Source organism: Pseudomonas syringae group sp. 243L2 (genome assembly GCF_032587875.1).
Classification (GTDB): Bacteria; Pseudomonadota; Gammaproteobacteria; order Pseudomonadales; family Pseudomonadaceae; genus Aquipseudomonas; species Aquipseudomonas amygdali.
Map to the genome: position 1 here is coordinate 945,984 of NZ_JAWHPL010000021.1, position 24,641 is coordinate 970,624.

Consider the following 24,641-nt stretch of genomic DNA (forward strand, 5'->3'; position numbering starts at 1 on the left):
AACGAGCCATCTTGCTACCCCATCACCATTTCGAGTTTCAACCGCAGTTACGAAAACGCGGATGTAAAAGTCGAGGTCAGTAATGGCGGTGGTCTGGACGGGAGTATTTCCTATGCCTGCTTCCGGCCTCTCTCCGAGCAGAAAGGCAAACCGCCCATCAAAGAGGGCAGCACAAGACCATAGCCTTACTTTACGACGCCCTCATCGATCAACAGCTTCAGAATCGCGGCTGCGCCCTCTTCCGGGCGCAGCCCCTTCAGCACTTGACCTGCGCCGCCGCTGGCCTTGGCAGTGGCGGCTTTCATGCGGTCAGCGCCGCTCTTGGCCTTGATCACTTTCAGGCGTTTGGGCCGCGGTCTGGCTGGCTGCAGCGATTGGTTGGTCAATAACTCATCGGCAACGACCTGAACTCTTTCGGTGTCCAGCGTGCCACGCTGTGCGGGCCCGAAGGCGCTCTGCCGGGGTTTGGGAGCCGCGTTATCCACAGTGGCCAGAAACGGCAGGCGGACCTTCAGCCGACGACGCTGGCCGCGAGGCAGAGCCTGCAACACCACTGCGGTACCGTTGTTCAGCGACTCGACTTCAGCCAGACCGGTCACCAGTGACCAGCCCAGCCTTTCAGCCAACAAAAAAGGCAGCATGCCCGACCCTTCACCGGTTTCAGCCTGACTGCCGGCCAGCACCACCTGTGCGGCAGAATCGCGGAGGTAGTCAGTCAACGCGACCAGCGCATCGGCGCCCTCGGGTTGCTCCAGCACATGTAGCTCGTTGAGCCCCATGCCAAGGTAAGCGCGCAGCGCCGGTTCTTCGGCATTGCCGGCGTGCAGTACCTGCAAGTTATCCCCAGCCAGCTGCAAGCCAAGCTCGACGGCCCGCGCATCCTGTTCGGCGCGGCGCGCACGACCTGATGTCGGGTGCGCTCCGATGGACACCAGACTGATGATCTGTACCGCATGCTTATCCACAGACACTTCAGGCTGCATCGCGCTTACCTCCGCTGCGCCAGGCTTGCACTGCGGCTATCAACGCCGTGAGTACTTCGGCGCTTTCGCCGATGACCGATAGATCAGCGCGCTTGACCATGTCGCACCCCGCATCCAGATTGATCGCAATGACCTTGTCACAGGCGCCGATGCCCTGCAGATGCTGGATGGCCCCGGAAATACCAACGGCAACATACACCCTTGCGGTCACCCAGGTGCCACTCGCGCCCACCTGACGCTCGCGGCCCATGAAACCATCGTCCACCGCCACCCGCGACGCCCCTTCGGTGGCCCCGAGTACCGAAGCGGCGTGATGAAACAGGTCCCAGTCTTTGACACCATTGCCGCCAGACAGAATGAATTCGGCTTCAGCCATGGGGATAACGCCGGGATCGACGGCAACCGCTCCCAGGTCCTCTATACGCGGCAGGCTGCGCGCCACGCTTGTGGACAACTCGACCGGCACTACCTCGTGGCGGGTTTCGCTCACCGGTTCGGCACACTCTACGGCGGCCAGAATCAGACGGGCCAAAGGCCGAACCAGGTCTTCGCGCCCGGCTCCTGCCCGACTTATGCACAGCTGGTCCTTGACCTGCCAGACCCGCGTTGCAGGTCGCTCGCCGATGCTGGCGGCAAAACGTCTTCCCAGTTCGCCACCGCCGGTGCGGCTATCCGGCAGCAGCCAGTGGCGCGGGGTGAACTGGTTATCCACAGCTCGCAATCCCTGCACGCGCTGTTCCGGTGAATAACCGTCGAACCCGGCACCGTCGATAATCAATAACCGATCCACGCCAGCAACGTCGAAAGCAGTTTCCTTGTGTTCGCCGAACACCACTGCCAGCACGGCACCTTCAACTCCGGCAAGCTGACGCGCCAGCCCCAGCAAGTCGCGATCGTGGCTGCTCAGGCGGCCGCCGACCATATCGGGCACCACCGTGATATAGAACGCTGGCTCGACGATGGTATGCAGTGGCAACTGCACGTCGGCAGCGGCCGAACGCTTGACCGCGCCACCCTGCTGAGCGCCGCTGCGGTCGATGCGGTCGATGCGCTTTATACCGTTGGGACCGATAAAACCCAGGCCATGCACGTTCTTGCGCAGCAAACCGTTTGGTCCCATCCAGCTGTTCAGCGCCGGCTGCATGGCCGCATGCAGTGGGTGCAGTCGATTGCGGGCAATCCACTCGGCACGAGGGTCGCGGCGGATAATGTCGCTCATCAGTGCACCTCCGCGGGTTCACGTTTGCTGGCAACAGACGGGCTGGGGATAACTTCTTCAATCAGCGCATCGGCCACCAGCTCGGCGATATCCTTGATCAGCGGGCGTGGTTCAACCACGCCTTCAAGCATGGCCGTGCACTGTGGACAACCGACTGCTACCACCTCGGCAGCGGTTTCACGAATGTCGTCCATGCGCATGTCGGGAATTCGCTGTTTGCCGGGGATATCGGTGATCGGCGCGCCGCCACCACCGCCACAGCAGCGGGAACGAAAGCCCGAGCGCTGCATTTCCCTGATTTCTATACCCAGCGCACGCAGCACGTCACGAGGGGCCTCGTACTCGCCGTTATAACGGCCCAGGTAACACGGGTCGTGATAGGTCACGCTGGCACCTTTGTGCTGGCCCAGACTCAATGCGCCATTGCGCACCAGTTCAGCCATGAAGGTGCTGTGGTGCTGCACCTGATAGTCACCGCCAAAAGCGCCATATTCGTTTTTCAGCACATGAAAACTGTGTGGGTCGCAGGTCACGATACGCTTGAAGCTGTAATTGGCCAGGGTCTGAATGTTGCGTCGGGCAAGTACCTGAAAGGTTGCCTCATCGCCCAGACGCCGTGCAACGTCACCGCTGTCGCGCTCTTCGAGGCCCAGCACGGCGAAATCGATCCTGGCCGCTTTAAGCACTTTGACGAAGGCGCGCAGCGTGCGCTGATTGCGCATGTCGAACGCGCCATCACCGACCCAGAACAGCACGTCCACGCTCTTTCTCTCGCTGAGCAGACTCAGGTTCAGATCCGCCGCCCAATTCATCCGCCCGCCCGGTGCAAAACCGCCGGGGTTATCGGTGGCGATCAGGTTATCCAGCACCTCGGCACCCTTGTTTGGCGTCGCGCCCTTTTCGAGGGTCAGGTGACGGCGCATGTCGACGATGGCATCGACGTGCTCGATCATCATCGGGCACTCTTCGACGCAGGCTCGGCACGTGGTGCAGGACCACAGCGTTTCGGCGTCCACCAGCCCGTTGACGATGGGCTGATGCGGATTGCCACCATGCTCGCCCAGCGGCTTGCCTTTGCCATCCAGCGACGGATATGGACTGCCCGCAAATTTTGCGTCGGTGCCACCGGCAAGGCCGACCACCATGTCCTGAATCAACTTTTTCGGGTTGAGTGGCTGGCCTGCCGCAAACGCCGGGCAGGCCGCTTCGCACTTGCCGCACTGCACGCAGGCGTCGAAGCCCAGCAGTTGGTTCCAGGTGAAGTCCTGAGGTTTCTCCACACCCAGCGGTGCGGTTCGATCGTTCAGGTCCAAAGGTTTCAGGCCCGTGGAGCGACCACCAGCAAAACGCTCGGCTCGCCGGTGCCAAGCCAGATGCAGCGCCCCGGCGAAAGCATGTTTCATCGGCCCGCCCCAGGTCATGCCGAAGAACAGTTCACTGATGCCCCACAACACGCCCAACCCGAGGATAACGACCAGCACCCAGCCACCAAAATGCTCGGGAATAATGCCCGCCACCGGCAGCGTGATCAGAAAGAAGCTCGCTGAAAACGCCATGAGGCTTTTCGGCAGGCGCATCCAAGGCCCTTTCGACAAACGCGCGGGCGGATTGAGACGACGCTTATAGACAAATACCGCGCCGACAAACATCACCGCCGTCATTAACAATAGCGCGTAGCCAAGAACGCGGTTATGCAGGCCGAAGCCGTGCACCAGAATCGCCAGCACGATTGAGGCAACCGCCCCGCCTGCAGTGGCAACATGGGTGTTGGCGATGTATTTATCGCGTGCGACTACGTGGTGCAGGTCAACCATGTAGCGCTTGGGCATGGCCAGCAGCCCGCCGAGCAAGTCGACTTTCGAGGGCCGTCCGTTGCGCCACATGCTCACCCGCCGCCACGCACCCAGCGCCGCAAGGGCCAGGGCGCTGAACAGCAGGATGGGAAGAAGGTTGTCTAGCATCACGTTGCCCTCAAGGTGCAAGCTTTAAGCTGGAAGCCTCAAGCTGCAAGCTTCAAGAAAAAGCACCGAGCAAAGGCTTCTACTTGCAGCTTGAAGCTTGCAACCTGTAGCTGTTCTCAAAAATCCTTGCACAGGCGCAAGCCGTCATAGATCGCTGCATGGGTGTTGCGCTGCGCCACGCAGTCGCCGATACGGAACAGCAGGTAACCGTCGCCCGGCTGGCTCAATGAAGGCTGTGGCTGAATGGCGAACAGCGCATCGATGTCGATCTGGCCCTTGTTGCGCGAGCCTTCCTTGAGCGCGTAATAGATCGCTTCGTCCGGACGCACGCCGTTTTCCACCACCACTTGATCGACCACTCGCTCTTCCCTGGCACCGGTGTATTCGTTCTCCAGCACCGCCACCAGCTTGTCGCCCTCGCGATAGACCTTTTCCAGCATCATGTCGCCGGTCATGATCACTTCCTTGGGGTACATGCTGCGGTAGTAGGTCGGGAACGAGGTTCCGCCAATTGCCACGCCCGGCTTGATGTCATCGGTGACGATTTCGACCTGGCTGCCCTTGTCGGCCAGATAGTCGGCTACCGACATGCCGGTGAACTCGCAGATGGTGTCGTAGACCAGCACGTTCTTGCCGGGCGCCACCTTGCCGTCCAGCACATCCCAACTGCTGACCACCAGGCCTTCAGCCGCACCCCAGTGTTCGTTCTGCTCAAGAAACGGGTGACCGCCGACCGCCAGCACCACGATGTCCGGGCGCAGGTCGAGGATGGTTGCTCCATCGGCCGCAACACCCAGACGCAAATCTACTTTCAAGCGCGCCAGCTCCAGCTGGAACCAGCGCGTAATACCGGCAATCTGGTCGCGCTGCGGTGCCTTGGACGCGGTAGTGATCTGCCCGCCAATGAATTCCTTCTTCTCGAACAGGGTCACGTCATGGCCACGCTCGGCAGATACCCGAGCCGCTTCCATACCGGCAGGACCGGCACCGACTACCACGACCTTGCGTTTCGGCCCAGTGGACTTTTCGATGATGTGCGGCACGCCCATGTATTCGCGGGACGTCGCAGCGTTCTGGATGCACAACACATCCAGCCCCTGATACTGGCGGTCGATGCAGTAGTTGGCACCGACGCACTGTTTGATCTGATCGATCTGGCCCATCTTGATCTTGGCGATCAGGTGCGGGTCGGCAATGTGCGCGCGGGTCATGCCGACCATGTCGACATAGCCGCCTTCCAGAATTCGCGTTGCCTGGTTCGGGTCCTTGATGTTCTGCGCGTGCAGCACCGGGGCCTTGACCACTTCCTTGATCCCGGCCGCCAGGTGCAAAAACGGCTCTGGCGGATAACTCATGTTCGGAATGACGTTGGCCAGGGTGTTGTGGGTGTCGCAACCCGAGCCCACCACGCCGATGAAATCGATCATTCCGGTGTCGTCGTAATACTTGGCGATCTGCTTCATGTCCTCGTGACTGAGGCCATCGGGGTGGAACTCGTCGCCACAGATGCGCAGGCCCACACAAAAGTCGGGGCCGACCTCCTTGCGCACCGCCTTGATAACTTCCAGGCCGAAGCGCATGCGGTTCTCGAAACTGCCACCCCATTCATCGGTGCGCTTGTTGACCCGCGGGCTCCAGAACTGGTCGATCATGTGCTGGTGCACCGCCGACAACTCGACCCCGTCCAGCCCACCGGCCTTGGCGCGGGCCGCTGCGCTGGCGTAGTTGCCGATCACTCGCCAGATCTCCTCCGGCTCAATGGTCTTGCAAGTCGCACGGTGTACCGGCTCGCGAATGCCTGACGGCGACATCAGGGTCGGCCAGTGATCACCATCCCAGCGCGAGCGACGGCCCATGTGAGTAATCTGGATCATGATCTTGGCACCGTGCTTGTGCATGGCGTCGGCGAGGTTCTGGAAGTGCGGGATGATTCTGTCGGTCGCCAGATTGACCGATTTCCACCAGCCTTGCGGGCTGTCGATGGCGACACTTGATGAGCCGCCGCAGATGGCCAGACCGATACCGCCCTTGGCCTTCTCTTCGTAGTACTTCACATACCGGTCGGTGGTCATGCCGCCGTCTGTGGCATAAACCTCAGCGTGCGCGGTACTCAGCACACGGTTACGGATTGTCAGTTTGCCAATCTGGATCGGCTGGAACATCGCTTCGAAAGCCATAACGCGATCCTCGATTTACAGCGGCTTGACGACAAACAGTCCGTCGTCGTGACCTTCTTCGGAGCCACCGTAAACCTGCTCGGCTACGGTACGGATCGAGCTGCCGCTGGCGGCGAGTATCTGGTCCATCGCCCCGGCAAACCAGCCGGTGAACATGTAGTCGACCTTGCGTCCGACCTTGCCGTAGACATACACGAAACAGGAGTGCTCAAGCTTCACGCTGGCGGTGCCTTTTTCGATATCGATGTCCTGAATCTTGAACAGCCCCCAGCCGCGTTGCGACAGACGCTTCATGTAGTGCTCGAACACGGCAACACCTTGCAGGCCGTGGCATTCGGCTTCTTTTTCACACCAGTGCCAAGCGGACTTGTAACCGGCTTTGTAGAGAATGTCAGCGTAGGCATCGGCACCCAGCACTTCTTCGATGCCCATGTGGTTGTTGACGAAAAAGTGCCGGGGCACATAGAGCATCGGCAACGCATCGGAGGTCCAGACGCCGGTTTCGCTGTCGACTTCAATAGGCAGTTGCGGGGCGATTTTAGCCATGGGGGTCAAACTCCAGATGATTCGGGTTACACCCACCGCCTGAAAGGCCGCGGGGGTTCAATTCGATAAGGTGTGGCTGGCGGATTACTCGCCCCAGACGTCGGCCAGTACGTTGACCCAGTTCTCGCCCATGATCTTGCGCACCACGCGCTCGGAATGACCGCGCTTGAGCAATGTTTCAGTCAGATTGGGAAACTCGCCCACGGTGCGGATGCCCAGCGGGTTGATGATCTTGCCGAAGCTGGTCAGACGGCGGGCGTAGCCCTTGTCGTGGGTCAGGTATTCAAAAAAGTCCTGACCGTGGCCCTGGGTAAAGTCAGTACCAATGCCGATGGCATCTTCACCCACGATGTTCATCACGTATTCGATGGCTTCGGCGTAATCGTCGATGGTCGAATCGATGCCCTTGGCCAGAAACGGCGCGAACATGGTCACGCCCACAAAGCCGCCGTGGTCGGCAATAAACTTCAGTTCAGCGTCGGATTTGTTGCGCGGATGCTCTTTGAGGCCTGAAGGCAGGCAGTGGGAATAGCAGACCGGCTTTTTCGATTCGAGAATGACTTCTTCCGAGGTTTTCGAACCCACGTGGGACAGGTCGCACATCACCCCGACACGGTTCATTTCAGCAACGATCTCACGACCGAAACCCGACAGCCCGCCGTCGCGTTCGTAGCAGCCGGTGCCGACCAGGTTCTGGGTGTTGTAGCACATCTGCACGATGCCGACGCCCAGTTGCTTGAAGATCTCGACGTAGCCGATCTGGTCTTCATAGGCATGCGCATTCTGGAAGCCGAAGAGGATGCCGGTCTTGCCCAGTTCCTTGGCTTTGCGAATGTCTGCGGTGGTGTGCACCGGCATGACCAGGTCGCTGTTTTCGCGCATCAGTTTCTGGCTGCTGCAGATGCTGTTGATAGTGGCCTGGAAGCCTTCCCATACCGACACCGTGCAGTTGGCCATGGTCAGGCCGCCCTTGCGCATGTCTTCAAACAGCTCGCGGTTCCACTTGGCGATGATCAGCCCGTCAATAACGATGCTGTCGGCGTGCAATTCGGCTGGGCTCATCAGGCTGTCCCCTTTTTTGATTCCGGCGCGCCGAATCGGCTGTCGGCGCTAATGGGGTCAGCATATGCCGGAGGGTCGCGTGAACCGGGTGCAAAAACGACAGGGGGTTTGCCGAAAGCGTCAAGATGCGACAAAGGGTGACGGCGTGTCGCCCCACGATGTCGTAAACCTGTTCATTGTCTCGCGCTTGAGACAGAATCCAGCGTATCAATGGATCGGAGCGACTCGATGAAAACGTTTTTGCTGACCCTGGCCCTGATGGCAACGGCTGTGACAGGCGTACAGGCTGCTCAGAACCCGGATGTCTCGCCTTGCGACGGTGTTGACGATGACAAGCAGACTCTGGAGTGCTCGGTTTACAGCCGCACGACTGCAGAAGAATTGCTCAAGGAAAATTTCAACAACCTGCTCAAGCGTGTTCAGTCCCAGTTCGTTGCCAACAAGACGCAATTCAACGACTTTACCAGCAAACTCAAGACCGCCCAGCAAGCCTGGGAGAAGCTGCGTGACGCAGATTGCGCCGTTGAAGTCTTCCCTTCTGCGGCAGGCAGCAAAGCATTCACCATCAGTGAAAACGACTGCATTGCGCGCATGAGCGACGAGCGCTCGGAGTACCTGGAGTCGATTGCACAGGAATAACGTCTACGATGAGATAACCTGCTTCTTTATATGAACGAGCTCATCAGGTTTTCTCATGATTATTTGCGGTGTAGAAATCAAAGGCAGCGAAGCCATATTCGCCCTTGCCACTCGGCAGAGCAGCGGGCTCGCTCATCTGCCGCTGGCCACGAAAAAGATCGCGCTGGAGGACGATGAAGAGCCTGCCAACGTCAAGGCTTTCGCTACGCAGCTCGCCAGCTTCGTACGCGAACACGGCGTCAGCCACATCGCCATCAAAAAACGCAGCAAGAAAGGCGAATTCGCCGGCGGCCCGACCACATTCAAGATCGAAACCATCTTTCAACTGATGTCCGATTGCGATGTAGCGCTGATCTCGCCGCAGACCATTAATGCGCAGAACAAGAAACACGCTTTCGCCCTGCCCGATACGCTTAACAAGTATCAGCACGAAGCTTACAAGGCGGCGTGTGCGGGGTTGATGAAGAGCGTTTAAGCAACTTCAAGAGAGGACGCAGAGCGTCCAGAAAGGCATGCGACGCGGAGCGTCGCACGATAGTTGTAGGTGTTCTCCCGGACGCCGATCGTTCCTCACGCTCCAGCGTGGGAATGCCTGTCGTGACGCTCTGCGTCACAAATCTGCGCCGCGCTGCCAATTTCGAAGCGCTATAAAAAAACCCGCATTTCTGCGGGTTTTTTCAATGCGCAATCAACTCAGTTGATCTTGGCATCCAGCTCGCCACGCGCGTAGCGTTCGAACATGGCGTCCAGGGAGATCGGTTTGATCTTCGAGGCGTTGCCAGCGGTGCCGAAGGCTTCGTAGCGCGCGATGCACACGTCACGCATGGCCGAGACGGTTTTGGCCAGATACTTGCGCGGGTCGAACTCGCTTGGGTTTTTAGCCATGAATTCGCGGATGGCACCGGTAGAGGCAAGACGCAGGTCGGTATCGATGTTGACCTTGCGCACGCCGTGCTTGATGCCTTCAACGATTTCTTCGACCGGCACACCGTAGGTTTCTTTGATGTCGCCGCCGAACTCGTTGATGATTTTCAGCCATTCCTGTGGAACGGACGAGGAACCGTGCATCACCAGGTGAGTGTTCGGGATGCGCTTGTGGATCTCTTTGATGCGCTCGATCGCCAGGATGTCACCGGTAGGCGGCTTGGTGAACTTGTACGCACCGTGGCTGGTGCCAATGGCAATGGCCAGAGCATCGACCTGGGTGCGCTTGACGAAGTCAGCCGCTTCTTCAGGGTCGGTCAGCATCTGGCTGTGGTCCAGAACACCTTCCGCGCCAACACCATCTTCTTCACCAGCCATACCGGTTTCCAGCGAACCCAGCACGCCCAGCTCACCTTCCACGGAAACGCCGCAGGCGTGAGCAAAGGACACTACGCGACGGGTAACGTCGACGTTGTAGTCGTAATCGGCTGGGGACTTGCCGTCTTCACGCAGCGAGCCGTCCATCATCACCGAGCTGAAGCCCAGCTGGATCGAGCGCTGGCAGATGTCAGGGCTGGTGCCGTGGTCCTGGTGCATGACCACCGGGATGTGCGGGAATTCTTCGATCGCGGCGAGAATCAGGTGACGCAGAAACGGCGCACCGGCGTATTTGCGGGCACCGGCAGAAGCCTGGACGATCACCGGGGAGTCGGTCTTGTCGGCCGCTTCCATAATGGCGCGCATCTGTTCCAGGTTGTTTACGTTGAAAGCTGGAACGCCGTAGCCGAATTCGGCTGCGTGGTCCAACATCTGGCGCATGCTGATAAGTGCCATTGTCTGTCTCTCTCCCGGTAGGGTCGTTAATCGAGCAAGCCTGCCGTAGTGGCGGCTGCCATTCAAGTTATAAGCTCAGCCACGAAGGCTGCGCGTGTGTGCCCGAGATCCGACTTATCTGGCCTTGCAGCCGCGACCGATCAGATCGTTGGTAGCGTCCCAGTAAATCAGGCCCTCGCTACCCTTGTTGACGAATGCCAACACATTGTTGCTGTAAAGCGTTCCGCTGGCAGCGCCGGGTTCAGCCTTGAGCCTGAACACCTGATCGCTCTGATTCAGACGAACATCGACTTCCTTTTTGGCCGAATCGATGTAGCGCCAGTTGACCTCTGCATTGCTGTCACACACCCAACGGTTCCAGGGGTCATTGTGCTGCGATGTGCTCAGGCTCGAACAACCGCCAAGCACTGCCAAAACCCCAAGGGCAATCACGCGTCTCATTACATCTCCTGGCTGCCCTGCGAAACGCGGTGTATGCCGGTCGTCTCAACTGTCAGGGGCAGTTCTGTTCCTGTTTACGGTCGTCGGCCGGCTCACCCGTTACATGTGCCTCGACCCGTTGACTGTTTTCAGTCGTCGGCACATTCACAGAGGCCGGGCTGAATATCTGACAGGTCTTGGCATGTGAGCCAGAACCGGTACAACCAGCCAATACAACGCAGCTCATCAGAGCCAGGGCAGCGATCTTCATGGCGAAACTCCTTTGCCGGAAAAATATCCACTCTTTAAAGACCGCCCAAGCCCGTCAATGTTGCCAAACGGATTTCAGACCTGGCTCACAAACATCCTACATTGCCTGTTCTGGGCATGAACTCGTAACGATCCCATGCCTGCGGACCGCCACGCTTGTAGATGACCGGCACCGTTTCGGCCTGCCAGCCCGCCTGATAACAGCTTAACTGGAGCGGTTGGCTCGGGGAGTCGCTCTCCACCTCTTCAACCGCAGGTTTGCCCGCGCAACCGGCCAGCAAACCTGCGATGAGAAACCACGGTAACGCCCTGACCATTGACCACTCCTTGTCCAAAGCTTTCATTCAAGCCTTGGCGCGTTGTTCGAGCACTTCTACCGCTGGCAGAACCTTGCCTTCCACGAACTCGAGGAATGCACCGCCACCGGTCGAAATGTAGGAAATCTGTTCTGCAACACCATACTTGTCGATGGCCGCCAGTGTGTCGCCACCGCCCGCGATGGAGAACGCCTGGCTTTCGCCAATGGCCTTGGCCAGCGTTTTGGTGCCTTCACCAAACTGATCGAATTCAAACACGCCGACTGGACCGTTCCACAGGATAGTCCCGGAAGATTTCAGTAATTCGGCGAAATGCGCAGCAGTTTGCGGGCCAATATCGAGAATCATGTCGTCGTCGGCCACGTCAGCGATCAGCTTGACGGTTGCAGTGGCGCTCTCGGCGAATTCCTTGGCAACCACCACGTCAGTCGGCAATGGCACGCTGACCTTGGCGGCAATGGCACGCGCGGTATCGAGCAGGTCAGGTTCGTACAGCGATTTACCGACCTTGTGACCCGCTGCGGCCAGGAAGGTATTGGCAATGCCGCCGCCGACGATCAACTGATTGCAGATGCCGCTCAGGCTGTTGAGTACGTCAAGCTTGGTGGACACCTTGGAGCCGGCAACGATGGCAGTCATCGGCTGAGCCGGAGCGCCCAAGGCCTTGCCCAGCGCTTCAAGCTCGGCGGCCAGCAACGGGCCTGCCGCTGCCACTTTGGCGAATTTGGCAACGCCGTGGGTCGAGCCCTCGGCACGGTGAGCGGTACCGAAAGCGTCCATCACGAACACGTCGCACAGGGCCGCATATTTCTGTGCCAGCTCGTCGGCGTTCTTTTTCTCACCCTTGTTGAAGCGAACGTTCTCGAACAGCACGACATCGCCGGCCTTGACGTCAACGCCGTCCAGATAATCGGCAACCAGCGGAACATCACGACCCAATGCCTTGCTCAGGTACTCGGCAACCGGCTTGAGGCTGTTTTCAGCAGAGAACTCGCCCTCGGTCGGACGACCCAGGTGCGAGCAGACCATGACGGCCGCGCCTTTTTCCAACGCCAGCCTGATGGTCGGCAGCGAGGCAAGAATACGTGCATCACTGCTGACAACGCCGTCCTTTACCGGGACATTGAGGTCTTCGCGGATCAGTACACGTTTACCTTGCAGATCGAGGTCGGTCATCTTCAAGACGGTCATGAGCATTCCTGTTTTTTTACTGTTATTGGTCAGCGACGCGCAGAAAGTGATCGGCGACGTCGAGCATTCGGTTGGCAAAACCCCATTCGTTATCGAACCAGGCCAGCAGATTGACCAGCCTGGGACCGGAAACGCGGGTCTGACTCGCATCGACAATCGCCGAATGCGGGTCATGGTTGAAATCGCAGCTGGCGTGCGGCAACTCAGTGTAGGCCAGCAGTCCCTTGAGCGGGCCGCTGGTGGCGGCCTCACGCAAAATACGGTTGATCTCGACAGCGTCGGTGTCTCGCGACATTTGCAGCGTAATGTCCAGGCAAGACACATTGACGGTCGGAACACGAACAGCTTTGGCCTGAATTCGGCCGGCAAGTTCCGGAAGCAGCCGCTCGATTCCGCGCGCCAGACCGGTGGACACCGGAATGATCGACTGAAACGCCGAGCGGGTACGGCGCAGATCTTCGTGGTGATAGGCGTCGATCACCGGCTGATCATTCATTGCCGAATGGATGGTCGTGATGGTGATGTACTCAAGGCCGATGGCCTGATCCAGCAGACGCAGCAGCGGCACACTGCAATTGGTGGTACACGATGCTGCGGAGACCAGTAATTCCCGGCCAGTCAGCTTCTGCTGGTTGACACCGAACACGACAGTGGCGTCGACATCCCGCTCGCTGGCCATCGGCTGAGAGAACAGCACCCTCGGCGCACCGGCATTCAGAAAGCGCTGGCCGTCTTCGCGAGTGTTGTAGACACCGGAACACTCAAGCACAAGATCGACCTCCAGCCCGGCCCAGTCGATACCTTCCGGTGTCGCGCTGCGCAGGACCTTGATGCGGTGATCATTGATATGCAGGTATTGCCCCTCGACCCGCACTTCGCCGGGAAACCGGCCGTGTGTGGAGTCAAAGCGCGTGAGGTATTCGAGACTGGCCATGTCGGCCAGATCATTGATGGCAACCACTTCAAACCCGGCCTTGGCCCCCCGCTCGCACAGCGCGCGAACAACACAACGACCAATACGGCCGTAACCGTTCAGAGCAACTTTGTAAGGGCGGGGCTGGGGCATGAAGTTTTCGCCAGGGAATAACAGTCATGTGGGAGCGGACTTGTCCGCGAATGGCAGCACCCGGTGCAGCTGATTTACCGGGTTGCTACATTCGCGAGCAAGGCGGATCGCCGCCCCGGTCGCTCCCACAACATCAACATTACATAGCTGATCAGTCTTCGAGCAGCTCTTCAGCCGTGCTCAAGACGTTTTCCAGCGTAAAGCCGAACTCTTCGAACAAGGCTGACGCAGGGGCCGACTCGCCGAACGTGGTCATGCCGATCACGCGACCTTCCAGACCCACGTATTTGTACCAGTAGTCGGCGTGAGCCGCTTCGATGGCAATACGTGCACTGACCTGCAGTGGCAGAACAGCCTGCTTGTAGGCCGCATCCTGAGCTTCGAAGATGCTGGTGCATGGCATGGAGACCACACGAACGTTGCGCCCCTGCTCGGTCAGCTTGTCATACGCCTGCACAGCCAGACCGACTTCCGAACCGGTCGCGATCAGGATCAGCTCAGGCTCTGCAGCGCAGTCACGCAGTACATAGCCGCCACGGGCAATGGCATCTATTTGCTGCTGTTCACGCGCTTGGTGAGTCAGGTTCTGACGCGAGAAAATCAACGCGGATGGACCGTCATTGCGCTCGATGGCGTGTTTCCAGGCCACGGCCGATTCCACGGCATCTGCCGGACGCCAGGTGTCCAGGTTCGGCGTGGTACGCAGGCTGGTCAGTTGCTCGATCGGCTGGTGAGTCGGGCCGTCTTCGCCCAGACCGATGGAGTCGTGGGTGAATACGTAGATCACGCGCTTCTTCATCAGCGAGGCCATACGCACCGCGTTGCGAGCATATTCCATGAAGATCAGGAAGGTTGCGCCGTACGGCACGAAGCCGCCGTGCAGGGCGATACCGTTCATCATGGCGCCCATACCGAACTCACGAACACCGTAGTGCAGGTAGTTGCCGTTGGGGTCTTCGCCAGTGATGCTCTTGCAGCCTTTCCAGATGGTCAGGTTGGAGCCGGCTAGGTCGGCCGAACCACCGAGAATTTCCGGCAGCAACGGGCACAGTGCGCTCAGGGCGTTCTGACTGGCCTTACGGCTGGCGATGGTTTCGCCCTTGGCGTTCACTTCGGCGACATAAGCAGCGGATTTCTCTGCAAAGTCAGCAGGCAACTCGCCGCTCATGCGACGGATGAAGTCGTTGGCCAGTTCAGGGAAAGCGGCGGAATAGGCAGCAAAGCGCTGATCCCACTCGGCTTCGGCAGCCAAGCCTTTTTCTTTCGCATTCCACTCGGCGTAGATATCAGCCGGAATTTCGAAAGGACCGTGGTTCCATTTCAGGGCCGCACGGGTCAGGGCGATTTCGTCCGCACCCAGCGGCGCACCGTGGGATTCTTCCTTGCCCTGCTTGTTCGGCGAGCCAAAGCCGATGGTGGTCTTGCAGCAGATCAGCGTCGGCTTGTCGCTCTTGCGCGCGGTGTCGATGGCGGTCTTGATTTCTTCAGGGTCATGACCGTCGACATTGCGGATAACCAACCAGCCGTAGGACTCGAAGCGCTTCGGCGTATCGTCGGTAAACCAGCCTTCGACTTCGCCATCGATGGAGATGCCGTTGTCGTCGTAGAACGCAATCAGCTTGTCCAGTTGCAGCGTACCGGCCAAGGAAGCGACTTCGTGGGAAATACCTTCCATCATGCAGCCATCACCCATAAACACGTAGGTATGGTGATCAACGATGGAATGGCCTGGACGGTTGAACTGTGCGGCGAGGGTTTTCTCGGCAGCGGCAAAACCGACGGCGTTGGCAAAACCCTGACCCAATGGGCCAGTGGTGGTTTCAACGCCTGGGGTATAGCCAAACTCGGGGTGACCCGGTGTGCGGCTGTGCAGTTGACGGAAGTTTTTCAGGTCGTCGATGGACAGGTCGTAGCCGGTCAGGTGCAGCAACGAATAGACCAGCATCGAACCATGGCCGTTGGACATGATGAAACGGTCACGGTCAGCGAACGCGGGGTTTGCCGGGTTGTGCTTGAGATAATCACGCCACAGAACCTCGGCGATATCCGCCATGCCCATCGGGGCACCCGGATGGCCGCTGTTGGCTTTTTGCACGGCATCCATGCTTAGGGCACGAATAGCATTGGCACGCTCACGACGGCTTGGCATCGCTGATCTCCTGGGAATTGTAAAATTAGGATCGGAAAAAAGACGGCCATTTTCCCTCAGGGACAGGCCGGGGGCAATCACAGATAGTCGACCATAGGCTTTTTTCCGGGGTTACGGACATTATTTGCCCTGTAAAGACTGGATTACCCGTCAGCGCAACAAGTTCACAATGCCTGACCGGTGCCACCCATCCAGCAATATCAAAACTTTTTGATATTGCCCTTGCAGCGCTCCGGATCGCTCTCTAGACTGCGCAGCTATGAACCTGCGTGTACCTGCCATTCGCCATGATGCATGCGACGACCTCTCTGCATTGTGCAAGGCCGGCGGCGATCCCTTGCGGCTCAACGTACTGCGTGTGCTGACCAACGATTCGTTCGGCGTGCTTGAGCTGGCGCAGATTTTTGCCATTGGTCAGTCCGGCATGAGCCATCACCTCAAGGTGCTGGCGCAGGCCGATCTGGTTGCAACGCGGCGTGAAGGCAACGCGATTTTCTACCGTCGCGCCCTGCCCCACACTGAATTGCCGGGTGGCAGGCTGCATGCGGCGCTGCTCGATGAAGTGGACACCCTGAACCTGCCGGACGACGTACAGAGCCGCATAGGCCTGGTGCATCGACAACGTGCACTGGCCAGCCAGGATTTCTTTGCCCGTACTGCCGAAAAGTTTCGTGCCCAGCAAGACCTGATCGCCGGTCTGGCGCAGTACAGCGAAAGCCTGCTGACATTGCTCGACAAACTGAGCTTCGGCGCGCAGGCAACGGCGCTGGAAGTAGGCCCCGGCGACGGCGGCTTCCTGCCAGAGCTGGCCCGGCGCTTCCGCCAGGTTATCGCGATGGACAACAGCCCGGTGATGCTGGACCTGGCGCGTGGCGTCTGCGAGCGCAAGGCGCTGGCTAACGTTGAGCTGAGGCTGGCCGATGCACTGACGGACGCTAAAGTCAGTGCCGACTGCGTCGTCCTCAACATGGTGCTGCATCATTTCGCAGTCCCGGCCCAGGCCCTCAGGCAACTGGCCGAACACGTAAAACCCGGCGGTAGTTTGCTGGTAACAGAATTGTGTAGTCATGACCAGAGCTGGGCCAGGGAGGCCTGTGGCGATCTCTGGTTAGGTTTCGAGCAGGAAGACCTGGCCCGTTGGGCCATCGCTGCGGGGCTAGTTCCCGGGGAAAGCCTCTATGTAGGCTTACGTAATGGTTTCCAGATCCAGGTTCGCCATTTTCAGCGACCGGCTGGCGACACTCACCATCGGTAAAATGAAGGAAACCCGTAGAGATGAGCGAATATTCACTTTTCACCTCCGAGTCCGTGTCCGAAGGACATCCGGACAAGATCGCCGACCAGATTTCCGACGCGGTTCTGGACGCTATCATCGCTGAAGACAAATACGCCCGTGTAGCGTGCGAAACACTGGTCAAGACCGGTGTGGCAATCATCGCTGGCGAAGTGTCGACTTCGGCCTGGGTCGATCTGGAAGACATCGTGCGTAACGTCATCCTCGACATCGGCTACAACAGCTCCGACGTCGGTTTCGACGGCGCGACTTGCGGCGTGATGAACATCATCGGCAAACAGTCGGTAGACATCGCCCAAGGCGTTGACCGCAGCAAGCCTGAAGATCAGGGCGCTGGCGACCAGGGCCTGATGTTCGGCTACGCCAGCAACGAAACCGACGTGCTGATGCCAGCACCGATAACCTTCTCTCACCAATTGGTGCAGCGTCAGGCCGAAGCGCGTAAATCCGGCCTGCTGCCATGGTTGCGCCCGGATGCAAAATCCCAGGTTACCTGCCGTTATGAAAACGGCAAGGTTGTCGGCGTCGACGCCATCGTACTGTCGACTCAGCACAACCCGGATGTGTCCTACAAGGACCTGCGCGAAGGCGTGATGGAGCTGATCGTCAAGCACGTCATCCCTGCGCACCTGCTGCACAAGGACACCCAGTTCCACATCAACCCGACCGGCAACTTCATCATCGGTGGCCCGGTAGGCGACTGTGGCCTGACCGGCCGTAAAATCATCGTCGACACCTACGGCGGCATGGCCCGTCACGGTGGCGGTGCATTCTCCGGCAAGGACCCATCGAAGGTTGACCGTTCGGCTGCTTACGCTGGTCGTTACGTGGCCAAGAACATCGTCGCTGCCGGTCTGGCCGAGCGTTGCGAAATTCAGGTGTCCTACGCTATCGGCGTGGCCCAGCCGACGTCGATCTCGCTGAACACCTTCGGCACCGGCAAGCTGTCCGACGACAAGATCATCAAGCTGGTCCGCGACAACTTCGACCTGCGCCCATACGCCATCACCACCATGCTCGACCTGCTGCACCCGATGTACCAGGCCACTGCGGCCTACGGCCACTTCGGTCGTACCCCGGTCGAAATGACCGTTGGCGATGACACCTTCACCGCCTTCACCTGGGAAAAAACCGACCGCGCCGACGCCCTGCGCGCCGCTGCCGGCCTGTAAAAACCAGTAAAAAAGCCCCGAGCGACCTGGTCGTTCGGGGCTTTTTTTCGTCTGCGCGGCAATTATTCCGCAGTCATATTTCAAGCCCGTCGCGACACCAGCAGTACCGATGCAGCGCCCGCCAACAACCCTGCGCACATCCTGTTGAACAACCGCTTGCCACTGGGTTTCGCCAACAGGCGGCGAGCATGTATCCCCATCGCGGCATACAACGCGATCGCTACGCACTCCAATACCAGAAACAAACTACCCAGCACCGCGAACTGACCTGACACATCACTCTGCTGATCTACAAACTGCGGAAGAAAAGCAGTAAACAGCAGGATCGCTTTCGGATTACCAATAGCCACCAGAAACTCTTGCCGCGCAAGGCTGCCAGCGTTGGCTGTTGTGACCGCTGCCTGGTCCTGTATGGACGGAGCAGCGCGCCACAACTGCACCGCGAGATAAAACAGATAAGCCGCGCCGATGACTTTGATCACATGAAACAACCATTCGGACGTATGCAACACAGCAGTCAGTCCTGCACCGGCCAAGGCGATCATGATGACAAACGCCAACAAGCGCCCCGCTCCGCCGACGCAAGAGCTGGCGAAGCCATAGCGCGTAGCATTACTGATCGACAGAAGATTGTTCGGACCGGGCGCCATGTTCAGCGCAAAGCAGGCCGGAATGAATACAGCGAGAGTCGAGATGTCCATTGGCTCCAATCCCTGAGTTGAGTCAGCTACTCAGTCTGGCTTTTTTTAGTGAGCGGTCAAGACACAACTGCGCCGTGAAATGCGGCCGGGCTTTACTGGCAAGGCCATGCGTCCCCAGCCTTTGTGGGAGTGAGCTTGCTCACGAAGACGCCGATACAGTCGCGACTATCGTGCGGCGCTCTGCGTCGCATGCCTTTCTGGACGCTCCGCGTCCTCTTGACGACGCAGAGCGTCGAGAACTGCGTTCCCACGCTGGAGCGTGAGGAACGATAACCTCAACTATCGCGCCCGATGCTCTGCGCTTCTGCCTGAAGGGCGTGTGAGCTTGCTCACGAAGGGGCAGGTGCAGTCGCGACTATCGTGCGGCGCTCTGCGTCGCATGCCTTTCTGGACGCTCCGCGTCCTCTTGACGACGCAGAGCGTCGAGAACTGCGTTCCCACGCTGGAGCGTGAGGAACGATAACCTCAACTATCGTGCCCGATGCTCTGCGCTTCTGCCTGAAGGGCGTGTGAGCTTGCTCACGAAGGGGCAGGTGCAGTCGCGACTATCGTGCGGCGCTCTGCGTCGCATGCCTTTCTGGACGCTCCGCGTCCTCTTGACGACGCAGAGCGTCGAGAACTGCGTTCCCACGCTGGAGCGTGAGGAACGATAACCTCAACTATCGTGCCCGATGCTCTGCGCTTCTGCCTGAAGGGCGTGTGAGCTTGCTCACGAGGACGCCGGTACAGCCACTGATCACTCTGCGTAGACATACCGCCCTGCGCAATCGCAAAACCTGGTAACCAAGCCCTGCCCCTTCACCACACGACAACGACTAGCCTCATCGAGCCCATTCCTAAAGCAAGGATGCTTCGATGTTGCCCACCATTCGCCTGATGACGTGTGCCCTTCTGTTTCTTCTGCCCGGACTCGGCCATGCCAGTCAATGCCCTGATTGGTCTGCAGCAAAGGCCCGAAGCGAGGTCACGGCCTTGCAACAGCAGGTTGCCGCGTGGGACGACAGCTACCATCGCCAGGGCCTCTCGAAAATCCCTGACGAGCTTTACGATCAGGCGCGGCAGAAGCTGAGCGTGTGGCGCTCGTGCTTTGCCATTTCCAAACCCGAGTCCGATCCGCTAACGACAGCAGTTGGTCCGCTGCCTCATCCCGTACCGCATACGGGCGTTAACAAACTGTCGGACGAAGACAGCGTCAAGGCCTGGCTCAAGGGCCGCAAAGACCTGTGGATTCAGCCCAAGATCGACGGCGTGGCAGTCACACTCGTTTACGAAAAAGGTCAGCTTGTGCAAGCGATCAGTCGCGGCGATGGGCGCAAGGGCCAGGACTGGACTTCGCAGGCACGACTGATAAAGGCCATTCCTCAGCGTCTACCCCAACATGACTCCCTGATCCTGCAAGGCGAGCTGTACTGGCGGTTGACCGATCATATTCAGGCAATATCCGGCAGCGTCAACGCGCGCAGCAAGGTGGCAGGCATGCTGGCCCGGCAGACAATCAGCCCGCAGCAGGCTGATGCCATCGGGCTATTCGTCTGGGACTGGCCGAACGGGCCTGGCGATATGGCGCAACGTCTCGCAGGCCTGCAAGCCATGGGTTTTGAAGGCAGCGAGGCGTACACGCACTCACTTGAAAATCATGTTCAGGCTGCGAAATGGCGCGAGCATTGGTATCGCAATCCCCTGCCGTTCGCCACCGATGGCGTGATCATGCGTCAAGGCCAACGTCCACCCGCGCAACGCTGGCAAGCCAGTGCGCCTTACTGGATCGCCGCCTGGAAACATCCCTACGCCCAGGCGCTGGCCGAGGTGCGCAAGGTCAGCTTCAATATCGGTCGCAGCGGCAGGATTACCCCTGTGCTGGAGCTGACCCCGGTACGTCTCGACGACCGTACCGTCAGCCGCATCAGCACCGGCTCACTGCAACGCTGGCAAACACTGGATATAAGACCTGGCGATCAGGTAGCCGTGAGCCTGGCTGGGCTGACGATTCCGAGACTCGACGGCGTGATATCCCGCGCGGCCGAACGAGTTGAAATGATCATTCCGCAAGCCGACGACTTTCATGAGTTGAGCTGCTGGCAAGCCACCCCAGGCTGTGAAAGCCAGTTCCGCGCCAGACTGATCTGGCTCAGCGGCAACAAAGGCCTTGCGCTGCCCGGCGTCGGTCCGGGGACCTGGGACAAGCTTATTGAAAACGGCCAAATAGAGAGCCTACTCGATTGGATGACCCTGAATCATGCTGAGCTTGCTAACATTCCCGGCTTCGCAGAGCGCAGCAGCGCTAAACTGCTCGCCAGCCTGCAAACAGCGCGTGAACGGCCGTTTCAGACGTGGCTCAAGGCCATCGGACTGCCGCCCACAGGAAGTGCAACACTTCCTGACAATTGGCAGGAACTGGCCGAGCGTAGCGTTGAGCAATGGCAAGCAGAGCCGGGCATAGGGCCTGGCCGGGCAGCGAAACTGAGGTCTTTTTTTCAGGCCCCAGAGGTGCAGGCATTGAGCTATCAATTGCAGGCTCAGGGTATTTCAGGTTTTAAGTAGCGGACGTCCATTTTTTGGTCCGTGTTCAAACGGAGTTCATATGCAGTTTTTATCACCACTGATCCTTTTCACCAGTTGCACGCTACTGGCTACAACGCTGCTGGCAGATGAGCAGGCACCCGCACCTTCCGAGTGCCAGATCAAAAGCCAGGAAATCAGCAGCAAGATTCAGGACGCCAAGACCGAAGGTAACAAGGCCGAGCAGACCGGGCTTGAGAAGGCCCTCGCCGAGGTCAATGCCAACTGCACCGAGACCTCATTGATCAAGCAGAGAAAGCAAAAGGTGCTGGATGCCAAGCAGGAAGTCAGCCGCCGCCAGACCGACCTGAACAAGGCCATGGACAAAGGTGATCCGGAGAAGATCAACAAGCGCAAGGACAAGCTGGCGGAATCGCGCAAAGAGTTGCAGGAAGCCCAGACCGACCTTGAGAAAGTCCAGCCTGACGATTGATCAAGGTCGCGGCGCTGCTGCTTATAGGCAGCGCCGCAACCTGGCTGTCAGGATACGGCCGGGAAAGCCGACACGCCGAACAGCGCGACGATGAGCCCCATGCCCACCAGCCAGACTATCGAACGCAGTGCGGCGAGGTCAGCCAGATAGAAGATGATGTAAAGCAGACGACTGGTGATGAACAGCACCGCCAGCACATCAATGGTCACCAGCTGCGCATTGCCGGCAATGTGCGCAATGATGACTGCCGCAGCGAACGCCGGTGTCGCTTCATAGCTGTTGAGCTGGGCAGCATGCGCACGGCGCGGGAAACCCTCCAGCTTGTCGAGAAAGGCGCGCGGGTCATGATTGTGCCCACTGCCGAATTTGCCGCTGCCGAACTTGGCGATACCGGCACACATAATCGGCAGCAGGATCGCGACCAGCACGCACCAGAAAGCAACTGTCATACGTCTATCCTTATAGGTTCAGCTTCATCTGAAGCATCCGGGCAATACCCGCTCACAAGCTATGAGCCGGGGGGCAGCGAAAGGTTCTTGAAGAACGACCAGCAACCTGACGCATTACACCAGTTTAGGAAAGATCAGGCTGAACGTCGTGAAGTGTCCGGGCTCGCTCTCGACCGTCACCTGCCCTTCATGCAGGCTCATGATGGAACGCACAATCGCCAGCCCAAGCCCGGTACCGCCCTGCTGTCGCGCACGGCTGACATGAACCCGGTAGAAGCGATCAAACAGCCGCGGCAGATGTTCGGCATCGATACCATCGCCCGCGTTGCGCACCGCCAGTGACACTTCATCTGCATGCGTGGCAAGGGTGATGGTAATGACACTGCCGGACAGACCGTGGCGAATAGCGTTGGACAGCAGGTTCGAAATCGCTCGCTGAATCATCAGCCGGTCGCCTGTTGCCTTCGCGTTACCCTGAACCTGCAAGGTGATGTCGCGCTCTTCCGCCGAAGATGAAAACAGCTCGGCGACCTTATCGGCTTCTTCGCGCAGGTCGATGACCTCAACCGGCAACGGCGCGGCAGGCTGGCTGACGCTGGCCAGAAACAGCATCTGGCTGATCATGCGCGACATGCGCTCCAGTTCCTCGGTGCACGATTCCAGCGCCTGCTTGTACTCTTCCGAAGGGCGCGGCCTGGACAGCGTGACCTGCGCCTTGCCCATCAGGTTGTTCATGGGCGAGCGCAGCTCATGTGCGAGGTCGTCCGAGAACTGCGCCAGTTGCTGCACATCGCCGTCCAGCCGGTGCAGCATGAAATTGACCGCATGCGCCAGGTCGCGCAATTCATCAGGCAGGCCCTTCACTTTCATGCGATGAGACAGATCGCGAGCCGAGATCAGTGCCGTTACTTTTCTGAAAGCACCCAACGGCCTGAGACCACGACGCACTACCCACCAGGCACCGAAGCCGACCAGCAGCAAGATCAGCGGCAAGATCAGGAAAGTCGATTTCAAATAAGCGTGCAGCAGCGTGCTGTCACTTTCCCGATCCATCGACAGCCTGACGAGAATGTCCTGCCCTGTCTTGAGGTGTATTTCCCTGTAACCCATCAGAATCTTGTGGCCGTGTACCGACTGCAACTCCTGAAAGCCTTGAGGTATGTGATCTGCCTCGGGGACAGGCAGGTTCCGGCCTTCCTCGTTACCGACCATCATCAATTGCTGCCGAGGGTTGCCCGCGTCGAGCACCATCAACGAGTAGCTGTCGTGTCCGATGATCTGGTCACGCAGGGTATGAGGGTATTGAACAATATCTTCGATGCCGAGAAAGCCCTCGCTCATGCTGTGTTCGATCTGCGCGAACTTCTCGTTCAGGCTGTCTTCGGCGCGCAGATCGAGCTGACGGGAAATAGCCGCATAAGCGAGCATTTCCATTACCAGTACCAGACACGCAATCAGCGCAGTAACGGTCAGCCCCAGGCGCGTCGACAGACGCGTCGGTTTCATTCACGCACTTCCAGCACATAGCCCACGCCGCGCAACGTGTGGATCAGCTTGGTCTCGAAAGGATCGTCGATCTTCGCGCGCAGGCGACGGATCGACACTTCCACCACATTGGTGTCGCAATCGAAGTTCATGTCCCAGACCAGAGAAATGATCTGGGTACGCGACATGACTTCACCGCTGTGACGCATCAGCAAGTGCAGCAGCGCGAACTCCTTGGTGGTCAGGTCGATGCGCTGGCTGCCGCGAAACGCCCGGTGCCGCCCTTGATCAAGCTCCAGATCGCCAACCTGCAACACCTTGGAGGTGGTGGTCTGCTCGCTGCGCCGCATCAACGTGCGGACCCTTGCCAATAGCTCGGGAAACTCGAACGGCTTGACCAGATAGTCATCCGCGCCCAATTCCAGACCCTTGACCTTCTCTTCCAGGCGCCCTCGTGCGGTGACCATCATGACACGCGTACTGACCGTCTTCCTCAAGCGACTCAATACCTCCCAGCCGTCCATTTCCGGCAGGTTCACATCCAGTATCACCACATCGTAAGCCTGATGCTGCGCGAGATAGAGGCCATCGAGCCCGGTTGCAGCGATATCGACGATATAGCCACTTTCGGTCAGACCCTGATGCATGTACTCGGCAGTTTTCGGCTCGTCCTCTACGACAAGGATTCGCATAACCAGGCTTCCTGTTTGATGAACGGATGATGACGATGTCGTGCAGTGTACTGAAAAGAAACGCTTATCTTGTTGGATAACAAAATCGTAATTTTCCA

The 24,641-nt window shown here is 58.9% G+C and carries 23 protein-coding genes; 6 read left to right on the top strand and 17 right to left on the bottom strand.

The annotated features are described in order from the left end of the window. Positions 1 to 185: 185 nt before the first annotated feature. From RYB66_RS17230 to RYB66_RS17255, 6 genes are all read right to left on the bottom strand, one after another. Positions 186 to 983, bottom strand: a complete 798-nt coding sequence (locus RYB66_RS17230; protein ID WP_057454317.1) for an electron transfer flavoprotein subunit beta — start codon at positions 981 to 983, stop codon at positions 186 to 188. After that, positions 973 to 2,202 (bottom strand): electron transfer flavoprotein subunit alpha/FixB family protein, encoded by a 1,230-nt coding sequence (locus RYB66_RS17235; RefSeq protein ID WP_316894954.1) that lies wholly within the window; start codon positions 2,200 to 2,202, stop codon positions 973 to 975. The genes RYB66_RS17230 and RYB66_RS17235 overlap by 11 nt, the downstream gene beginning before the upstream one ends. After that, positions 2,202 to 4,163: a dimethylglycine demethylation protein DgcB gene (gene dgcB / locus RYB66_RS17240; protein WP_316894956.1), complete on the bottom strand. Its 1,962-nt coding sequence runs from the start codon at positions 4,161 to 4,163 to the stop codon at positions 2,202 to 2,204. Before dgcB ends, RYB66_RS17235 begins: the two co-directional genes overlap by 1 nt. Positions 4,164 to 4,279: 116 nt before the next feature. After that, positions 4,280 to 6,340, bottom strand: a complete 2,061-nt coding sequence (gene dgcA / locus RYB66_RS17245) for a dimethylglycine demethylation protein DgcA (protein WP_060411250.1) — start codon at positions 6,338 to 6,340, stop codon at positions 4,280 to 4,282. A gap of 15 nt (positions 6,341 to 6,355) precedes the next feature. Beyond that, positions 6,356 to 6,886, bottom strand: a complete 531-nt coding sequence (locus tag RYB66_RS17250; RefSeq protein WP_005613912.1) for a DUF5943 domain-containing protein — start codon at positions 6,884 to 6,886, stop codon at positions 6,356 to 6,358. 84 nt (positions 6,887 to 6,970) lie between these two features. Continuing rightward, positions 6,971 to 7,948, bottom strand: a complete 978-nt coding sequence (locus tag RYB66_RS17255) for a dipeptidase (RefSeq protein WP_002555667.1) — start codon at positions 7,946 to 7,948, stop codon at positions 6,971 to 6,973. Between the two features lie 228 nt (positions 7,949 to 8,176). Here RYB66_RS17255 and RYB66_RS17260 point away from each other — a divergent pair, with 228 nt between their 5' ends. Continuing rightward, positions 8,177 to 8,587, top strand: a complete 411-nt coding sequence (locus RYB66_RS17260; RefSeq protein WP_002555668.1) for a lysozyme inhibitor LprI family protein — start codon at positions 8,177 to 8,179, stop codon at positions 8,585 to 8,587. 55 nt (positions 8,588 to 8,642) lie between these two features. Then, on the top strand, positions 8,643 to 9,062 hold the full coding sequence (locus RYB66_RS17265) for a DUF3010 family protein (protein ID WP_002555669.1): 420 nt from the start codon (positions 8,643 to 8,645) through the stop codon (positions 9,060 to 9,062). 218 nt (positions 9,063 to 9,280) lie between these two features. On the opposite strand, the gene fba is transcribed toward RYB66_RS17265, so the two are convergent. The 7 genes from fba to tkt all read right to left on the bottom strand — a co-directional run bounded on the left by fba (position 9,281) and on the right by tkt (position 15,758). Then, complete coding sequence (fba, locus tag RYB66_RS17270) at positions 9,281 to 10,345, bottom strand: class II fructose-bisphosphate aldolase (RefSeq protein ID WP_004654897.1); 1,065 nt, start codon at positions 10,343 to 10,345, stop codon at positions 9,281 to 9,283. Positions 10,346 to 10,459: 114 nt separating this feature from the next. Next, on the bottom strand, positions 10,460 to 10,786 hold the full coding sequence (locus RYB66_RS17275) for an MliC family protein (protein ID WP_002555692.1): 327 nt from the start codon (positions 10,784 to 10,786) through the stop codon (positions 10,460 to 10,462). A 52-nt stretch (positions 10,787 to 10,838) separates the two neighbouring features. Continuing rightward, entirely contained in the window at positions 10,839 to 11,036 is a 198-nt protein-coding gene (locus RYB66_RS17280) for a hypothetical protein (protein ID WP_004654900.1), read from the bottom strand. A gap of 85 nt (positions 11,037 to 11,121) precedes the next feature. Continuing rightward, on the bottom strand, positions 11,122 to 11,352 hold the full coding sequence (locus RYB66_RS17285) for a hypothetical protein (RefSeq protein ID WP_002555693.1): 231 nt from the start codon (positions 11,350 to 11,352) through the stop codon (positions 11,122 to 11,124). 27 nt (positions 11,353 to 11,379) lie between these two features. Next, positions 11,380 to 12,543 carry a phosphoglycerate kinase gene (locus tag RYB66_RS17290; RefSeq protein ID WP_057404959.1) on the bottom strand — a complete coding sequence of 388 codons (1,164 nt, stop codon included), beginning with the start codon at positions 12,541 to 12,543 and terminating at the stop codon, positions 11,380 to 11,382. A 22-nt stretch (positions 12,544 to 12,565) separates the two neighbouring features. Next, positions 12,566 to 13,609, bottom strand: coding sequence for an erythrose-4-phosphate dehydrogenase (gene epd, locus RYB66_RS17295; protein ID WP_002555695.1), 1,044 nt, complete (start codon positions 13,607 to 13,609; stop codon positions 12,566 to 12,568). A gap of 151 nt (positions 13,610 to 13,760) precedes the next feature. Then, positions 13,761 to 15,758, bottom strand: coding sequence for a transketolase (gene tkt / locus RYB66_RS17300; RefSeq protein WP_316894959.1), 1,998 nt, complete (start codon positions 15,756 to 15,758; stop codon positions 13,761 to 13,763). Between the two features lie 259 nt (positions 15,759 to 16,017). Between tkt and RYB66_RS17305 the strand changes: the two genes are divergently transcribed. Both RYB66_RS17305 and metK read left to right on the top strand, forming a co-directional pair. Then, the gene (locus RYB66_RS17305; RefSeq protein ID WP_005746920.1) at positions 16,018 to 17,013 is read left to right on the top strand and encodes an ArsR/SmtB family transcription factor; all 996 of its coding nucleotides are present in this window, start codon (positions 16,018 to 16,020) and stop codon (positions 17,011 to 17,013) included. A gap of 20 nt (positions 17,014 to 17,033) precedes the next feature. Further along, on the top strand, positions 17,034 to 18,224 hold the full coding sequence (metK, locus tag RYB66_RS17310; protein ID WP_002555698.1) for a methionine adenosyltransferase: 1,191 nt from the start codon (positions 17,034 to 17,036) through the stop codon (positions 18,222 to 18,224). Between the two features lie 80 nt (positions 18,225 to 18,304). Here the strand turns inward: metK and RYB66_RS17315 are convergent, their stop codons facing one another. Next, positions 18,305 to 18,925 (bottom strand): LysE family translocator, encoded by a 621-nt coding sequence (locus RYB66_RS17315; RefSeq protein WP_005781244.1) that lies wholly within the window; start codon positions 18,923 to 18,925, stop codon positions 18,305 to 18,307. Positions 18,926 to 19,780: 855 nt separating this feature from the next. On the opposite strand from RYB66_RS17315, the gene ligB reads away from it, so the two are divergent. Together ligB and RYB66_RS17325 are read left to right on the top strand one after the other, a co-directional pair. Further along, complete coding sequence (gene ligB, locus RYB66_RS17320; RefSeq protein ID WP_316894962.1) at positions 19,781 to 21,466, top strand: NAD-dependent DNA ligase LigB; 1,686 nt, start codon at positions 19,781 to 19,783, stop codon at positions 21,464 to 21,466. 40 nt (positions 21,467 to 21,506) lie between these two features. Beyond that, positions 21,507 to 21,917 (top strand): DUF1090 domain-containing protein, encoded by a 411-nt coding sequence (locus RYB66_RS17325; RefSeq protein WP_005746924.1) that lies wholly within the window; start codon positions 21,507 to 21,509, stop codon positions 21,915 to 21,917. A 47-nt stretch (positions 21,918 to 21,964) separates the two neighbouring features. Here RYB66_RS17325 and RYB66_RS17330 read toward each other — a convergent pair whose 3' ends face one another. From RYB66_RS17330 to RYB66_RS17340, 3 genes are all read right to left on the bottom strand, one after another. Continuing rightward, positions 21,965 to 22,366 (bottom strand): MAPEG family protein, encoded by a 402-nt coding sequence (locus tag RYB66_RS17330; RefSeq protein ID WP_002555701.1) that lies wholly within the window; start codon positions 22,364 to 22,366, stop codon positions 21,965 to 21,967. A 114-nt stretch (positions 22,367 to 22,480) separates the two neighbouring features. Next, positions 22,481 to 23,872 carry a heavy metal sensor histidine kinase gene (locus RYB66_RS17335; RefSeq protein WP_122280920.1) on the bottom strand — a complete coding sequence of 464 codons (1,392 nt, stop codon included), beginning with the start codon at positions 23,870 to 23,872 and terminating at the stop codon, positions 22,481 to 22,483. Then, on the bottom strand, positions 23,869 to 24,543 hold the full coding sequence (locus tag RYB66_RS17340; RefSeq protein WP_004654919.1) for a heavy metal response regulator transcription factor: 675 nt from the start codon (positions 24,541 to 24,543) through the stop codon (positions 23,869 to 23,871). Before RYB66_RS17340 ends, RYB66_RS17335 begins: the two co-directional genes overlap by 4 nt. Positions 24,544 to 24,641: the final 98 nt, after the last annotated feature.

What these genes read in the sequence shown, in the direction of transcription:
- RYB66_RS17230 (WP_057454317.1), bottom strand. Translation starts at nt 983, where the DNA reads ATGCAGCCTGAAGTGTCTGTGGATAAGCATGCGGTACAGATCATCAGT.
- RYB66_RS17235 (WP_316894954.1), bottom strand. Translation starts at nt 2,202, where the DNA reads ATGAGCGACATTATCCGCCGCGACCCTCGTGCCGAGTGGATTGCCCGC.
- dgcB (WP_316894956.1), bottom strand. Translation starts at nt 4,163, where the DNA reads ATGCTAGACAACCTTCTTCCCATCCTGCTGTTCAGCGCCCTGGCCCTT.
- dgcA (WP_060411250.1), bottom strand. Translation starts at nt 6,340, where the DNA reads ATGGCTTTCGAAGCGATGTTCCAGCCGATCCAGATTGGCAAACTGACA.
- RYB66_RS17250 (WP_005613912.1), bottom strand. Translation starts at nt 6,886, where the DNA reads ATGGCTAAAATCGCCCCGCAACTGCCTATTGAAGTCGACAGCGAAACC.
- RYB66_RS17255 (WP_002555667.1), bottom strand. Translation starts at nt 7,948, where the DNA reads ATGAGCCCAGCCGAATTGCACGCCGACAGCATCGTTATTGACGGGCTG.
- RYB66_RS17260 (WP_002555668.1), top strand. Translation starts at nt 8,177, where the DNA reads ATGAAAACGTTTTTGCTGACCCTGGCCCTGATGGCAACGGCTGTGACA.
- RYB66_RS17265 (WP_002555669.1), top strand. Translation starts at nt 8,643, where the DNA reads ATGATTATTTGCGGTGTAGAAATCAAAGGCAGCGAAGCCATATTCGCC.
- fba (WP_004654897.1), bottom strand. Translation starts at nt 10,345, where the DNA reads ATGGCACTTATCAGCATGCGCCAGATGTTGGACCACGCAGCCGAATTC.
- RYB66_RS17275 (WP_002555692.1), bottom strand. Translation starts at nt 10,786, where the DNA reads ATGAGACGCGTGATTGCCCTTGGGGTTTTGGCAGTGCTTGGCGGTTGT.
- RYB66_RS17280 (WP_004654900.1), bottom strand. Translation starts at nt 11,036, where the DNA reads ATGAAGATCGCTGCCCTGGCTCTGATGAGCTGCGTTGTATTGGCTGGT.
- RYB66_RS17285 (WP_002555693.1), bottom strand. Translation starts at nt 11,352, where the DNA reads ATGGTCAGGGCGTTACCGTGGTTTCTCATCGCAGGTTTGCTGGCCGGT.
- RYB66_RS17290 (WP_057404959.1), bottom strand. Translation starts at nt 12,543, where the DNA reads ATGACCGTCTTGAAGATGACCGACCTCGATCTGCAAGGTAAACGTGTA.
- epd (WP_002555695.1), bottom strand. Translation starts at nt 13,609, where the DNA reads ATGCCCCAGCCCCGCCCTTACAAAGTTGCTCTGAACGGTTACGGCCGT.
- tkt (WP_316894959.1), bottom strand. Translation starts at nt 15,758, where the DNA reads ATGCCAAGCCGTCGTGAGCGTGCCAATGCTATTCGTGCCCTAAGCATG.
- RYB66_RS17305 (WP_005746920.1), top strand. Translation starts at nt 16,018, where the DNA reads ATGAACCTGCGTGTACCTGCCATTCGCCATGATGCATGCGACGACCTC.
- metK (WP_002555698.1), top strand. Translation starts at nt 17,034, where the DNA reads ATGAGCGAATATTCACTTTTCACCTCCGAGTCCGTGTCCGAAGGACAT.
- RYB66_RS17315 (WP_005781244.1), bottom strand. Translation starts at nt 18,925, where the DNA reads ATGGACATCTCGACTCTCGCTGTATTCATTCCGGCCTGCTTTGCGCTG.
- ligB (WP_316894962.1), top strand. Translation starts at nt 19,781, where the DNA reads ATGTTGCCCACCATTCGCCTGATGACGTGTGCCCTTCTGTTTCTTCTG.
- RYB66_RS17325 (WP_005746924.1), top strand. Translation starts at nt 21,507, where the DNA reads ATGCAGTTTTTATCACCACTGATCCTTTTCACCAGTTGCACGCTACTG.
- RYB66_RS17330 (WP_002555701.1), bottom strand. Translation starts at nt 22,366, where the DNA reads ATGACAGTTGCTTTCTGGTGCGTGCTGGTCGCGATCCTGCTGCCGATT.
- RYB66_RS17335 (WP_122280920.1), bottom strand. Translation starts at nt 23,872, where the DNA reads ATGAAACCGACGCGTCTGTCGACGCGCCTGGGGCTGACCGTTACTGCG.
- RYB66_RS17340 (WP_004654919.1), bottom strand. Translation starts at nt 24,543, where the DNA reads ATGCGAATCCTTGTCGTAGAGGACGAGCCGAAAACTGCCGAGTACATG.